Genomic DNA, 14,144 nt, shown 5'->3' on the forward strand with positions numbered 1-14,144 from the left:
GCAATCTGGAATGAATTTTGGCTACGTTACTGTGAACGGAGTGAACAGTAACATAATTAAGTCAGAGATAAAATACAGAATAAGACTTGAATATTAAAATGATATACAACATAGTTGGCGCGAACTATGTTAAATGAATCAACTGATTCCCCGAAAAAGAAAAGTTAAAATCTATAAAAATTAAGAACTATCTGTAAAAGCAGAAAATGAAAATGCTTTACAGATAGTTCTTTTTTATTTCTCAGGCGGGAAATTTCCGTTTTCATCCGGCTGCACGCGGAACCAGTAGGTGTATAGCTGATGAAACCCCAGCGATTTATAAAGAGCGCGGGCATTGTCATTTCCTTCTACAACCTGAAGATATGCATTCTGTGCACCTTTTTTCATTCCTTCTTTCAGAAGTCCGGTGCAGATCTGACGGGCATAGCCATGTTTGCGGTATTCTTCTTTGACATGGATGGCATAGATGCCGATATAATCTCTGTCCAGAATACCAAGTCCGGTTGCGATGATCTGGTTGTCCATGCGGATGGAAGCACAGATGGTTTCCTTGAGGATTGCCTGATACATAGATGGAACAACCTTCCGGTGGATGGGATTGGTGGTGTTTTTTAAACGGAACAGACTTTCAATCCATTCGGAGGGAATATTGTCACAGAAGGTTACATCAGGATATGGAGCATCCAGCCGTGCGGCGTTCATGCTCATTGCCATGACATTGGTGGTATGCTGGATAGCATATCCACGGTTTTCCAGAACATAATCAAAGTCAGGAGAGACAAGAGGACTGATCTTAAATACAGCGGGGGTTCCCAGACGCTTATATACGCTTTCACAATATGGGATTTTTTCCCGCCAGGTGAGGGTGGAATTGCCGAACTGTTCTACGCTGTTGGTTCTGTGTGTATAAAAATAAGAAAATCTCAGGATCCAGCCGTCGTATAATTCCATCTTGTGAGATGGCCAGGCATTCAGAGACATATCTTCAATCTGTTTAATTGTAGTTTCCATAATATAAGGAAGACTCCTTTCCATAATAAGTCCGCAGATATGAGCGAGGACAGTGATTTATTATACAAAGTTCCGGGAAAATGCGCAATAGTTTATCTGTTCAGGGATTGTTATCAATGCTTTGAAGGAGAGGGAACAGTTTCTCGGCCAGAAGCTTATGCCCATACAAAGTAAGATGAATCCCGTCCGTTGTTATGGCATCAAATCCCGATTGAGTTGCTTCCTTATTAAAATAGTTATGCAGAGGCAGAAATGGAAGTCTGAATCTGACAGAGAGCTGTCGGATAATATCAGACATGGTATGGACATAGGGAATCCATGTCTCATATTCTTCCGGATGTGGAAAGATAAAGGGTTCCATAAGGATTACCTGCCTGGCATCTGTAGTGAGCAGATTCAATAATTCATTGTAATGAGTGGCAAACTCTCTCATCATCTGTTCTTTCTGAGAATCCGTCCGGTCTGTGTTCATTATCAGACCGATATCATTGATGCCGATCAGCAGAGTTATAACAGGAGAGTGATGCAAAAAAATACGGTGCTGGCGGATATTTTCAAGGACTCTTGCCACAGTGAAGCCATCTATGCCACAGTTCCTGAAATGTATGGCACCTGTTGATTTATCTGTTAACTGTACAGCGCTTGATGAGCGTCTGACGGTATCTGCGGATATGGAGAAAGAAGGAGTCTGATTACGGAACATTTCTGAGAGTATCTGTACATACCCATTTCCCAGAGGAAAATCTTCAAATAAATGATTACAGTCCGTAATGCTGTCTCCCAGACAAATGATTTGCATAAAAAACCTCCTATTTGGTATTACCAATATAAGGATTGGTAAGTGCAGAGATATAAAATTTATATAAAAACCATATAAAATAATATCATCTGCTTACAGTTCGGTCAATGAAAATTGCCTTTTTTTCGTGAAAATGCATTAAAAAAATTATGAAAATCTATTTTTTAATCAAAATATCTGGATGAAATGCACAAAAAGAAAATCTATTTTTGCCAGAAATAGTCAAAATAATTGTTGACTTTTTAACGGATTTTAATATAATAATCTCAAAATCTTGAATCGATGGAAAGCTTATGAAATATTTTACAGACATAAGTTTAGGAATCCTGGCTGAGGCATCTGAGGCAGACAGCATAAAAAGCCAGAATATCTTCCGGAGATTTAAATAGAAAAAGGAGGGAAAAGAAACGGGTAATTTAGCAGACACGTTAATGGAAGAACTTCAATGTAAGACAGTTTTTACCATACCGGTGTTTGGAGGAATACCAGTTGCAGAGTCAGTAGCAGTGACATGGGTGATCATGGCAGTGCTTTTAATTTTGTCATTGGTGCTCGTAAGAAACCTGAGTGTGGAAAACCCCGGTAAGAAACAGCTTTTGCTGGAAACCGGTGTCAGTTTTCTTCATAACTTCTTTAAGGATATCCTTGGAGAAGAGGGAAAAATGTATATTCCCTATCTGATGACAGTTGTCATTTACATTGGAATTGCAAACATTTTCGGTGTGTTTGGATTTGTACCGCCTACAAAGGATTTAAACTGTACGATCGGTCTTGCGATCACAAGTATTTTTCTGATCGAGTATGCAGGATTCCATAAGAAAGGTCTGAAAGGCTTTCTTAAAAGCTTCGCAGAGCCGGCACCGATTATGCTGCCGATTAATATTCTGGAGGTCGTTATTCGACCGACATCACTTTGTATGCGACTTTTTGGTAATGTGTTAGGAAGCTATGTGGTTATGAAACTTCTTGAGTTTATATGCCCGGCAGTTCTTCCTATTCCATTCAGCCTGTATTTTGATTTCTTTGACGGATTCATTCAGGCGTATGTATTTGTATTCTTAACTTCTTTATTTATCAAAGAAGCTATTGAATAAAAAAGATTACTGTTCATACAGGAATATGACACCTATATAAGACCTGAGACGCGGGACATAAGGGATAAGACAGCAGTTATGAACAGCACTTAAATGCTGTCCGGATATTCGGTGGGTCATAACGGTCATAAACAACCGTTGGTACAGACATCTGTTGCACAGGCATCAAATGATCTCATCGGAATATCGACAGGATAGCATATTGTGAAGAAAGATTTGTAATATTTAGTTTATTTCAGTTAAACAACAGGAGGAAAAAGTTATGTTAGTAGCTATTGGAGCAGGAATCGCAGTTTTAACAGGTATTGGCGCTGGTATCGGTATTGGTATGGCAACATCCAAAGCAGTAGAAGCAATCGCAAGACAGCCGGAAGCAGAAAGCAAGATCAGCAAATCCCTTCTTTTAGGATGTGCCCTTGCCGAGGCAACAGCTATTTACGGTTTCGTTATCGGTCTTCTGATCGTTATCATGCTTGGCTAATTAATGGATAAAGAATAACTAAGAAAGGCAGGTGGGACAGGTGATCGAGATTAACATCAACCTGGTCTTTACAATTATTAACCTGATTGTTCTTTATCTTTTAATGAAAAAGTTCTTATTTGGTCCGATCCTCAATGTGATGGAGCAGAGAAAAAACATGATCGACCAGCAGTTCGCAAGTGCCAAAGATACAGAAGAACAGGCATATGAACTGAAAGGCAAATATGAAGATGCACTGAAATCTGCGAAAGACGAATCCATGCGTATTGTAAACCAGGCAAAGGATGAGGCAAAAGTACAGGCTGAGCGTATTGTAAAAGATGCAAACACACAGGCTGGTGCAATGCTTGACAAAGCAAAGGCAGATATCAGGACAGAGCAGGAAAATGCTATGAAGGCTATGGAAAGCAGAGTGGCAGAGATCGCGCTGGATGCAGCCTCAAAGATCATGGGAGAGAAAAACAGCAGTCAGCAGGATTTGTCCCTTTATGACCAGTTTATAAAAGAGGCAGGTGATTCCAATGACGGAAACAAGCATTAATTATGCAAAAGCATTATATGAGCTTTCTGTCCCGGAAGAAGCTGTTTTGGAGACAGAAAAGATTTTCAGGAGTACCCCGCAGTTAAAGGGTGCTCTTGAGAATCCGCTGGTTTCTTTAAAAGAAAAAGAACATGTAATTGACAGGGTATTCCCACAGGAGATGAAAAATTTCCTGAAGGTGACCTGTAAATATCAGAAAATCAGCAGCATTTATGATATCCTGGAAGCATATGGCAATTACAGCCGCAAGCAGAAAGGAATCCTGAAAGCTGTTCTCACATATGTAACAAAACCGGAAGAAGCCCAGAAAGAGAAGATGGAAGATTTCCTTCGCAGGGAATTTGGAGCAAAGGAAGTAATCCTTACTCTCAGAGAAGACAAATCTTTGATCGGAGGCTTCATTCTTTCTGCCGGAGACAAAGAGTTCGACTGGAGTCTCCGCGGACGTTATAACAATTTAAGACAGAAATTGACACGGAGGTGAATAAAAGTTGGCTGCAATGAATCCAGATGAAATCATTTCGATTCTGAAAGAAGAAATTAAGAATTATGACGAAATCAGCAAGGACCAGGAAGTAGGAACAGTCATCTCCGTCGGAGATGGTATCGCCACGGTACATGGTATTGATCATGCTATGTATGGCGAGGTTGTAACCTTTGAGAATGGTCTGAAAGGTATGGTTCAGGATATCCGTGCAAACAGCATCGGATGTATCCTGTTCGGTAAAGATACAGGGATCAAAGAAGGAACAAAGGTAGCAAGAACCCAGAAGCAGGCAGGTGTGCCTGTAGGTGACGCTTTTATCGGAAGGATCGTAAACGCTCTGGGAGCGCCAATCGATGGTAAAGGTGAGATCAAGGCAGACGGGTATCGTCCGGTAGAGAATCCGGCACCTGGAATTATTGACAGAAAATCTGTAACAGTTCCTCTGGAAACAGGTATTCTTTCTATTGACTCCATGTTCCCCATCGGCCGTGGCCAGCGTGAGCTGATCATCGGTGACAGACAGACAGGTAAGACTTCCGTTGCACTGGATACCATTCTGAACCAGAAAGGCAAAGATGTAATCTGTATCTATGTTGCAATCGGACAGAAAGCTTCCACAGTAGCTAAGATCGTATCTACTCTGGAGAAACATGGTGCTATGGACTATACAACAGTATTCTCCTCTACAGCCAGTGACTGTGCACCGCTTCAGTATATTGTTCCTTATGCAGGTACTGCACTTGCTGAGTACTTTATGTATAAGGGAAAAGATGTATTAATGGTTTATGATGATTTATCCAAGCATGCGGTTGCATATCGTGCACTGTCACTGCTTCTGGAACGTTCACCAGGACGTGAGGCTTATCCTGGAGATGTATTCTATCTCCATTCCAGATTACTGGAGCGTTCCAGCCGTCTGAATGAAAAGGCCGGCGGTGGTTCTATCACTGCACTTCCTATCATTGAGACACAGGCAGGTGACCTTTCCGCATATATTCCTACAAACGTTATTTCCATCACAGATGGTCAGATCTTCCTGGAGAGTGACCTGTTTAACTCCGGTATGCGTCCGGCGGTTAACGTAGGTCTTTCCGTATCCCGAGTTGGTGGTGCTGCACAGGCAAAAGCCATGAAGAAAGCAGCAGGAAGTGTCCGTATCGATCTGGCTCAGTATCGTGAGATGGAAATCTTTACACAGTTCAGTTCTGATCTGGACGAGGCTACAACTCAGCAGCTGAAATACGGAAGCGGACTTATGGAACTTCTGAAACAGCCGCTTTCAAGCCCGTTAAGTCTTCATGAGCAGGTCATCACTCTTTGTGCGGCAACACACAAAGCAATGATGCACGTGGAAACCAAGAAGATGAAGAAGTATCAGAGAGATATGCTGGACTACTTTGACAGTGCTTATCCGGAAATCGGAAGAGAGATCGAGGAGAAGAGACAGCTTCCGGATGAACTGGCAGAAAAGATCGTGAAAGTGGCAGAAGAATTTGCAGATAAGAGCAGGTAGGTGTTGATATGGGCAGTACGAAAGAGATTCAGACTCGAATGAAAAGCATTCAGGACACCATGAAGATCACCAATGCCATGTATATGATCTCTTCATCCAAGATGCAGAAGGCCAAAAGAATCCTGTCTGATACAGAGCCGTATTACTATAATATGCAGGCAGCAATTTCCAGAATCCTGCGTCATATGCCGGATACAGAGCATCCTTTTTTCAGTATCCGTCATAAGATTGCGGAGGAAGACCGTAAGATTGGCTGTATCGTAGTTACCGGTGATAAGGGTATGGCAGGTGCCTATAACCATAATATCCAGAAAATGACAGAACAGTTTATGGCAGAGCATGAGCACTGCAAGCTTTATGTGCTGGGTATGGTAGGCCGTCAGTATTTCACGAAGAAACATATGGATATCGCAGAGAACTTTCCATATACAGTACAGAAACCGACCATGCACAGAGCGCGTCTGATCTCAGAGGAGATTGTCAGAGCGTTCCTGGACAGAGAACTGGACGAAGTCCGTATTTTCTATACGGAGATGCAGAGTGCAGTTACAATGGAGCCGGTGAATATGCAGCTTCTTCCATTGAAGAAAGCAGAGTTCCTGCCAAATCAGGCAATGCTTGCGGACATGCCACAGGAGGAAATCGTGCTGTCACCATCAGCCGATGTACTTCTGAATACCATGATCCCAAATTACCTGACCGGTCTGATCTATGGATGTCTTGTAGAAGCGTATGCCAGTGAAAATAATGCCAGAATGATGGCAATGCAGTCCTCTACGGACAGTGCAAAGAAGATGCTCAGGGAGTTATCCATTGAGTACAACCGTGCGCGTCAGGCTGCCATCACACAGGAAATCACTGAGATTGTCAGCGGTGCAAAAGCACAAAAAAGGAAGTGACGACGATGAACAAAGGTAAAATTGTACAGGTTATGGGACCTGTTGTAGACGTTGTTTTTGAAGATGGAAATCTTCCTGAGATTAAGGATGCCCTTGAGGTAGAGAACAACGGTAAAAGATGTGTAATGGAAGTTTCCCATCATCTGGGAAACAATATGGTACGCTGCATTATGCTGAGCGCAAGCGAAGGCTTACAGCGAGACAGAGAAGTCATCGCCACAGGAAGCGGCATTAAGGTTCCTGTAGGTGATAAGACACTGGGACGTTTATTTAACGTACTTGGTGATACAGTAGATGACGGTCCTTCCCTTGAGGGAGAACAGAAATGGGTCATCCACAGAGATCCGCCGGATTTCGAACATCAGAAACCGGCTGTAGAAATCCTGGAAACAGGTATTAAGGTTATCGACCTTCTTGCACCATATGCAAAAGGTGGTAAGATCGGTCTGTTCGGTGGTGCCGGTGTTGGTAAAACAGTCCTGATCCAGGAGCTGATCCAGAACATTGCCACAGAGCATGGCGGATATTCCATTTTCACAGGTGTTGGAGAGCGTTCCCGTGAAGGTAACGACTTATGGTCAGAAATGAAAGAGTCCGGTGTTCTTGAAAAAACAGCCTTAGTGTTCGGACAGATGAACGAGCCACCGGGATCCCGTATGCGTGTTGCTGAAACCGGACTGACAATGGCTGAGTACTTCAGAGATGAGGAACACAGAGATGTGCTTCTTTTCATTGATAATATTTTCCGTTTTGTACAGGCTGGTTCCGAGGTTTCCGCCCTTCTTGGACGTATGCCTTCAGCCGTAGGTTATCAGCCAACACTGGCTACTGAGATGGGTGAACTTCAGGAACGTATCGCTTCTACTAAGGATGGTTCTGTAACATCTGTACAGGCTGTCTATGTACCTGCCGATGACCTGACTGACCCGGCTCCTGCAACTACATTTGCTCATCTGGATGCAACAACCGTTCTTTCCAGAAAGATCGTAGAGCAGGGTATTTATCCGGCCGTTGACCCGCTGGAATCTACTTCCCGTATCCTGGAGCCGGATGTTGTAGGTGAAGAACATTATGAAGTAGCACGTAAAGTACAGGAAATCCTTCAGAAATATAAAGAACTTCAGGACATCATTGCTATTCTTGGTATGGAAGAGCTTTCTGAAGAGGATAAGAGCACTGTATTCCGTGCAAGAAAGATCCAGAAGTTCCTTTCTCAGCCGTTCCATGTAGCTGAGAACTTCACAGGTATCAAGGGTAAATATGTTCCTCTGAAAGAAACCATCCGTGGATTCAAGGCAATCGTTGATGGTGAGATGGATCAGTATCCGGAAAATGCTTTCTTCAATGTTGGTACAATTGAGGATGTCATCGAGAAAGCAAAGACTGAGATGGGTCAGGAATAAGGAGCGGATTTTATGGCAGATACATTTGGTCTTGAGATTTATGCCAGTAATAAGCTGGCGTTTGCAGGACGTGCCAAAACCCTGACAATCCCGGCTGTTGACGGTGAGCAGGCCTTTCTGGCACAGCATGAGAATATTGTTGCTGCTATCATTCCGGGAGAAATGCGTTTCGAGGAAGCTGATGGCACAAAGCATGTTCTGGCTGTGAGCAGTGGGTTTGTGGAGATGATCAATAACCGTGTGAAGCTGTTCTGTCTGACGGCAGAGAGTCCTGAGGAGATTGATATCCGCAGGGCACAGGAAGCGAAGGAGAGAGCAGAAGAGCAGATGAGACAGAAGCAGAGTATTCAGGAGTATCATATGAATCAGTTGGCTCTGTCCAGAGCTATGGCACGACTTAGGGTTACGAGTCATAAAGAAATTTAAAGAAACAAAATATATCAATAAAAAGCATCTTTGGATGGTCTGATGAAGGCTTTCCGTAGATGCTTTTATTGCTTTGTACCATGTTCTGACTTATTTCTTGGCTGGTGAAAATTATTTTTGCAGAGTCCATTTTCTGTTTGAATTATTTCCAATTGGAGATACATCAGGTATTTCTTTTAAAATAGCCCGGGTTCGCGGAAGACTTAATCCAATATATTCAGCAATATCACTGGTTTTTGAGATATTGTTTTTAGATAAATACTCTCTGATTTTTTCTATATTTTCCAAAGTTTTTTGGTTTTGTTTTTTATGACAGGATTTATTCGCTTGTTTTTTATCGCTTGTTTTTATCGCTTGTTTTTTATCGCTTGTTTTTATCGCTTGTTTTTTATCGAAGCTAAGAATCAGAAGAGTTCTATCTGGATCAAATTGTTCTTCTATAACTGGTTCAACCCAGCCTTGATCCTCCCATGTGTTAAAAATGTTGGGTACTCCGCTGCCGGCACGCTCGCCGATATTGATCAGATTAAACATTTTCATGAGTACTTTGTTGCGAGGATCAGAAATTCCCCCTTTTTTCATTTGTTGTTTTCCTGTTCTGGAATATCCTGGATTTTCAAATACTATTCTGTCAGCTTCTTTTCGGACTACAATGCCTCGAACACCATAAAAGTCTGCATTTATCAAACAGTTTGCGAGGGCTTCCCTCAATGCTTCATGTACGGGAGTATCATCAATACGGTTTCCATCGATTGTTTTAAAAGGTACCTTGATATCTTTAACAAGTTTATTATATACTCGGAAGTAAAAATCACATATATTACCGGACCATTCACCGGAACTTGACTGTAAGCGATCGGTCCAGCGTATAGTTGGATCCAGAATTTCACGATAATCTAAAAAATATTCAGGGAAATGTCGTACAATGTTATATTCATCTCCAAACATTAGCATTCCTGCAGCTGTTGGATGAAGGCATTTATCAATATTGGAAATGGCAGCAGCTCCTATGCTGCGTAAATATTCAGAATCATTTAAACGGCCAAATGGATGTGCAGGTTTAAGGGCTCGATGTCTGTTGCGATATCCCTGAATGGTTTCATAATTTAGGTCGCTTATTGGAACATCATCCAGTACATCCATATCCATAGTGTTGTCTGTCTGGTCGCGGAGCATGGCTTTCACCTGAAGTTTGGTACAATGATAGTCTCCTTCGTGATTTCTTCGAAATGTTCCGCCAAATATATCATCATTAATATACACAGGTTTTTGTTCTCTGTTTGCCATAGGAACATAAATCACGATGATAGTATCTTCATCCTTCTCATATATCTCTACATCCTGATCAGATAGAAGATTTACGTTGACCTTTTTTCGATTATTGATTGTATCCCAGAAATGTTTTAACAGCTTGTCCCTGTCTGTACTTTTTAAACCTGTAGTTCTCCAGGTTCCATCTTTGTTTTCGGCAACTCCCAGAATAATTACGCCGCCATAACAATTTGCAAAAGCAGAGTAAGTCTCCCATAAAGAAGAAGGAAGGCCGCCATTTGCTTTTTTTACTTCGCGCCGGTTATCTTCTTTATATAAGTTGAACTTTGTAATATCAAAAAAATGTACCATTGTTATTACCTCTTTTTGAAACCAATAATTTGTCTTTATTATACCGTACAGAACTGAAAAATGGCAATGGCTATAATTAAAGAATATTTGTCGAAATTGCCACAGGTATAGAGTGCTTCACATTAATTCTGGAAACAGATATTCTGTTTTGCGAGTACAGGATATCGGATTAGGACTGTTGTATCCAGATTTTCACGATGCATATCGACAGCATTGATCTGATGATTTTCATAGGTGGTATAATAATAAATTCCCTTTGTTGTGTTGCAGCAGGAAGTGTAGAGAGTGATCTCATATTTGCCTTTTGCTACTTCGCAGCAGCCACGCTGTTGATCTACGGAGCCGAGGATGTGGAAGAACTGGCTGACGCTTTCGAGTTCGGAGTCGCCGGATCTGGAGTTCATTTTTGTGAAGGCAACTTTGGCAAAGCGGGAGGCGGAGGAAAGGTCTCCCGGGAGGCCGAGGGCGCCCATACCGCGGCTGTAGGATTGGAGTTCTAATCCTGGAGCGAAGGTGTTTTCTGGTTGGCGAGGGGAGAGAGACTGGTAGTTGTTAAGCTGGAACATCTGCTGTGGGAAGGGTGGGTTATTGGTTAGTACCCCTACAGGATTTTCGTAGATATGGAGGCCGTCCTGCATGGATTCGATAACGAGGCAGCCGGAAGCATCTGCGAGGATCCAGTGGAGCTGAGCACATGGGAAGTTCTCACTGAACTGTGTGTTGGTGAGATTCATAGTTGAGAGTCTCTGGCGGGCTTCTTTTAAGGTGGCACACTGGCTGAGAATCCATGGGATGAATTCGAACTGGGCTACGTTTTCTTTGTCCGATACTGGTTCTGCATAGACTGCATTTCCTACGAAATTCAGACCTGCCATGCCGAGACCTTTTTCATTAATGGCATCATAGTAGAGTGGATAGTCTCCGGCCACATGAGCCATTCCGATGATGGCATAGTGAGAGTCAGGGGCTTTATCAGAATGACGGAAATGGAATGGGTAGTTTCGTGGTGTGATGGTGATTTCATCACCGTAGGAAAATTCATAATCAAGGGTTCTGCCGAAATAGAAATCTTTTGTTTTATAAGTTGCTGCTGTGCACATATTTTCTTACCTCCTGGTGCAAAAATAGATATACTTGTAGAACGTGTATATTTTGAAGAATATTACCACAATCTTTTGTTTTTATGCAATATACAGATTTTGTTTTTTGCACAGATAAAATTTGGGTTATATTGCTGGTAAGAAAAAAAATCATGATGTATACTGGTATCAGATAACTATTCAGCAGTCCGTTATCCCGCAAGGTACTGAAAGAGTTTCAATTTCGGAAAATAAGCAAATCATAAGATTAAAAGCAAGGAGGATCAGGAATGAAGTTCACAGAAGGTTACTGGGAGAAAAATGAACGCGCAAACGCATCCTATGCGATGCAGGCTTTTACTGCGGAAGCAATTCCGGGAGGAATGAGAATTGTTTCTCCATTCCGCCAGATCACAGACAGAGGCGGTGCTCTGGATGTCGGAACTATCACTACAGAATTTATTTCTGTACGTAAAGATATCATAAGTGTAAGAAGTTATCATTATGAAGGTTATGTAAAAGGTGAGCCAAGGTATGAGCTGAATGAGGATCCACAGGAAACAGAGGTTGAGATTACAGAAGATGAAGCTGTGATGAAAGCCGGAAGAATGACAGTAAGAGTGGACTTGAAAGACTTTAAGATTACATATGAAGCAGGCGGAAAAGTTCTCACAAACATCGGATTCCGCAATCTTGGCTATATGCAATATGACAGAGCTACGCTGACAAAATTCCCGGAACCGAACTATATGGCAGCACAGTATCAGCCATATATGGTGACAGAGCTTTCTCTTGCACCTGGAGAATGTGTATATGGTCTGGGTGAGAGATTTACAGCGTTTGTAAAGAACGGTCAGGTTGTTGATATCTGGAATGAAGATGGCGGTACAGCTTCTCAGATTTCTTATAAAAATATTCCATTCTATGTAACAAGCAAACATTATGGCGTATTCGTAGACCACAGTGATCATGTTTCCTTCGAAGTTGCAAGTGAAAAGGTTGAGAATGTGGGATTCTCTGTGAAAGGTGAAGAGATCAGATATCATATTATTTACGGAGATGACATTAAGGGTGTAATTGAGAACTACACAGATCTTACAGGAAAACCGGCATTGCCGCCTGCATGGTCCTTTGGATTATGGCTTTCCACATCCTTTACAACAAACTATGATGAAGAGACGACCAATTCCTTTATCCAGGGAATGGCAGACAGAGATATTCCATTGAGTGTATTCCATTTTGACTGCTTCTGGATGAAAGAGTTCCACTGGTGTGATTTTGAATGGGATTCCAGAATCTTCCCGGATGTACCGGGAATGCTGAAACGTTATAAGGATAAAGGACTTAAGATCTGTGTATGGATTAATCCATATATTGCACAGGGAACTAACTTCTTTAAAGAGGGTCTGAAGAACGGATACCTGGTACAGCGTGCAGACGGAAGAGGAATCAAGCAAATCGACAACTGGCAGCCTGGCATGGGCCTGGTTGACTTTACAAATCCGGATGCAGTGAAGTGGTATCAGAATAAGCTGAAAACTTTGCTTGATATGGGTGTTGACTGTTTCAAGACAGACTTTGGCGAGAGAATTCCGGTCGATGTGAAATATTATGACGGTTCAGATCCGGTTTCTATGCATAATTATTATACGTACCTTTACAACAAGGCAGTATTTGATCTGCTGAAGGAAGTAAAAGGTGAAGGTGAAGCAATCCTTTTTGCAAGAAGTGCGACAGCAGGCGGACAGCAGTTCCCGGTTCACTGGGGCGGTGACTGTTCTGCAACCTATGCCTCCATGGCTGAGAGCTTAAGAGGTGGTCTGTCCTTTACTTTATCAGGATTTTCCTTCTGGAGTCATGATATGGGCGGATTTGAAATGACAGCAGCACCGGATGTATACAAACGCTGGCTGCAGTTTGGTCTTCTTTCCACACACAGCCGTCTCCATGGTTCCAAGAGTTATCGTGTACCGTGGCTGTTTGATGAAGAAGCTGTAGATGTATGCCGTAAGTTTACAAAGCTGAAATTAAGATTACTCCCATATCTGTATTCTATGGCCGTAAAATCACACAAGACAGGTATTCCGTCCATGCGTGCAATGATCATGGAATTTAACGATGATCCTGCAACCAAATATCTGGATATGCAGTATATGTTAGGTGACAGTATTCTGGTTGCACCAATCTTCAACAAAGAAGGTCATGCAGAATATTATCTGCCGGCAGGAAAATGGACTCATCTTTTAAGCGGAGAAGTCAAAGAAGGCGGAAGATGGTATGAAGAAGATTATGATTTTTTTTCACTGCCTGTATTTGTAAGAGAGAATACTCTGCTTCCGATTGGTGCTGTAGATACTACCGTTGATTATGAACTGGAGAAAGATGTACAGATTCAGGTTTATGAAGTAAATGAAACTGCATCCTGTGAGGTAGTGACGCGTAAAGGAGAGACAGCTTTTACAGTAAAAGCTGTAAGAGAGGGAAATAAACTCACTCTGGAAGCTTCAGCAGAAAATGGAGGTATGACCTATCTGCTGAGAAATATTCATGAAATAGCCGATGTTACTGGTGGAAGCATAGTGAAAGATACAGAAAATGGTATTATCATTGTACCGGAAGGATGCAGACAGGAAATCGAACTCTAATTGACAGGTGCATGATATTCTTTCTGTGAAGTGCATTATAGCCGGGTTTATGTTACTGTTCAATTTGTTCTCAGTAATACACTTCGCATAGTATATTTCGGGATAGCAGCGTGTGGACAGGTAACAAGTTTATAAATATTTTA

General features: G+C 42.1%; 13 protein-coding genes. 9 read left to right on the forward strand and 4 right to left on the reverse strand.

Going from position 1 to position 14,144, the window contains the following annotated elements; all coding sequences use genetic code 11:
• Positions 1-234 precede the first annotated feature (234 nt).
• Both LJE12_RS10670 and LJE12_RS10675 read right to left on the reverse strand, forming a co-directional pair.
• Positions 235-1,011 (reverse strand): GNAT family N-acetyltransferase, encoded by a 777-nt coding sequence (locus tag LJE12_RS10670; protein WP_055150171.1) that lies wholly within the window; start codon positions 1,009-1,011, stop codon positions 235-237.
• Between the two features lie 100 nt (positions 1,012-1,111).
• Positions 1,112-1,810: an SGNH/GDSL hydrolase family protein gene (locus LJE12_RS10675; RefSeq protein WP_227226859.1), complete on the reverse strand. Its 699-nt coding sequence runs from the start codon at positions 1,808-1,810 to the stop codon at positions 1,112-1,114.
• Positions 1,811-2,241: 431 nt separating this feature from the next.
• On the opposite strand from LJE12_RS10675, the gene LJE12_RS10680 reads away from it, so the two are divergent.
• From LJE12_RS10680 to atpC, 8 genes are all read left to right on the forward strand, one after another.
• A complete protein-coding gene (locus LJE12_RS10680; RefSeq protein ID WP_008707008.1) occupies positions 2,242-2,904 on the forward strand; it encodes a F0F1 ATP synthase subunit A in 663 nt (220 codons plus the stop codon).
• 262 nt (positions 2,905-3,166) lie between these two features.
• Positions 3,167-3,385 (forward strand): ATP synthase F0 subunit C, encoded by a 219-nt coding sequence (atpE, locus tag LJE12_RS10685; RefSeq protein WP_008707007.1) that lies wholly within the window; start codon positions 3,167-3,169, stop codon positions 3,383-3,385.
• Positions 3,386-3,425: 40 nt separating this feature from the next.
• Positions 3,426-3,926 carry a F0F1 ATP synthase subunit B gene (gene atpF, locus LJE12_RS10690; protein WP_020993266.1) on the forward strand — a complete coding sequence of 167 codons (501 nt, stop codon included), beginning with the start codon at positions 3,426-3,428 and terminating at the stop codon, positions 3,924-3,926.
• Positions 3,907-4,410, forward strand: coding sequence for an ATP synthase F1 subunit delta (atpH, locus tag LJE12_RS10695; protein WP_022380458.1), 504 nt, complete (start codon positions 3,907-3,909; stop codon positions 4,408-4,410). The genes atpF and atpH overlap by 20 nt, the downstream gene beginning before the upstream one ends.
• Positions 4,411-4,426: 16 nt before the next feature.
• Positions 4,427-5,926, forward strand: a complete 1,500-nt coding sequence (gene atpA / locus LJE12_RS10700) for a F0F1 ATP synthase subunit alpha (protein ID WP_055057703.1) — start codon at positions 4,427-4,429, stop codon at positions 5,924-5,926.
• 8 nt (positions 5,927-5,934) lie between these two features.
• Positions 5,935-6,825, forward strand: a complete 891-nt coding sequence (gene atpG / locus LJE12_RS10705; RefSeq protein WP_022380460.1) for an ATP synthase F1 subunit gamma — start codon at positions 5,935-5,937, stop codon at positions 6,823-6,825.
• Positions 6,826-6,830: 5 nt separating this feature from the next.
• On the forward strand, positions 6,831-8,228 hold the full coding sequence (atpD, locus tag LJE12_RS10710) for a F0F1 ATP synthase subunit beta (protein ID WP_008706999.1): 1,398 nt from the start codon (positions 6,831-6,833) through the stop codon (positions 8,226-8,228).
• Positions 8,229-8,240: 12 nt separating this feature from the next.
• A complete protein-coding gene (gene atpC / locus LJE12_RS10715) occupies positions 8,241-8,654 on the forward strand; it encodes an ATP synthase F1 subunit epsilon (RefSeq protein ID WP_008706997.1) in 414 nt (137 codons plus the stop codon).
• A gap of 111 nt (positions 8,655-8,765) precedes the next feature.
• Here the strand turns inward: atpC and LJE12_RS10720 are convergent, their stop codons facing one another.
• Positions 8,766-10,277 carry an ATP-binding protein gene (locus LJE12_RS10720; protein ID WP_008706995.1) on the reverse strand — a complete coding sequence of 504 codons (1,512 nt, stop codon included), beginning with the start codon at positions 10,275-10,277 and terminating at the stop codon, positions 8,766-8,768.
• A gap of 122 nt (positions 10,278-10,399) precedes the next feature.
• Positions 10,400-11,377 (reverse strand): choloylglycine hydrolase, encoded by a 978-nt coding sequence (gene bsh / locus LJE12_RS10725; protein WP_008706993.1) that lies wholly within the window; start codon positions 11,375-11,377, stop codon positions 10,400-10,402.
• Between the two features lie 269 nt (positions 11,378-11,646).
• On the opposite strand from bsh, the gene yicI reads away from it, so the two are divergent.
• A complete protein-coding gene (yicI, locus tag LJE12_RS10730; RefSeq protein WP_118614249.1) occupies positions 11,647-14,001 on the forward strand; it encodes an alpha-xylosidase in 2,355 nt (784 codons plus the stop codon).
• Positions 14,002-14,144 lie beyond the last annotated feature (143 nt).

Source organism: Blautia sp. DFI.6.71, from assembly GCF_020593585.1.
Lineage (GTDB): Bacteria > Bacillota > Clostridia > Lachnospirales > Lachnospiraceae > Blautia_A > Blautia_A wexlerae.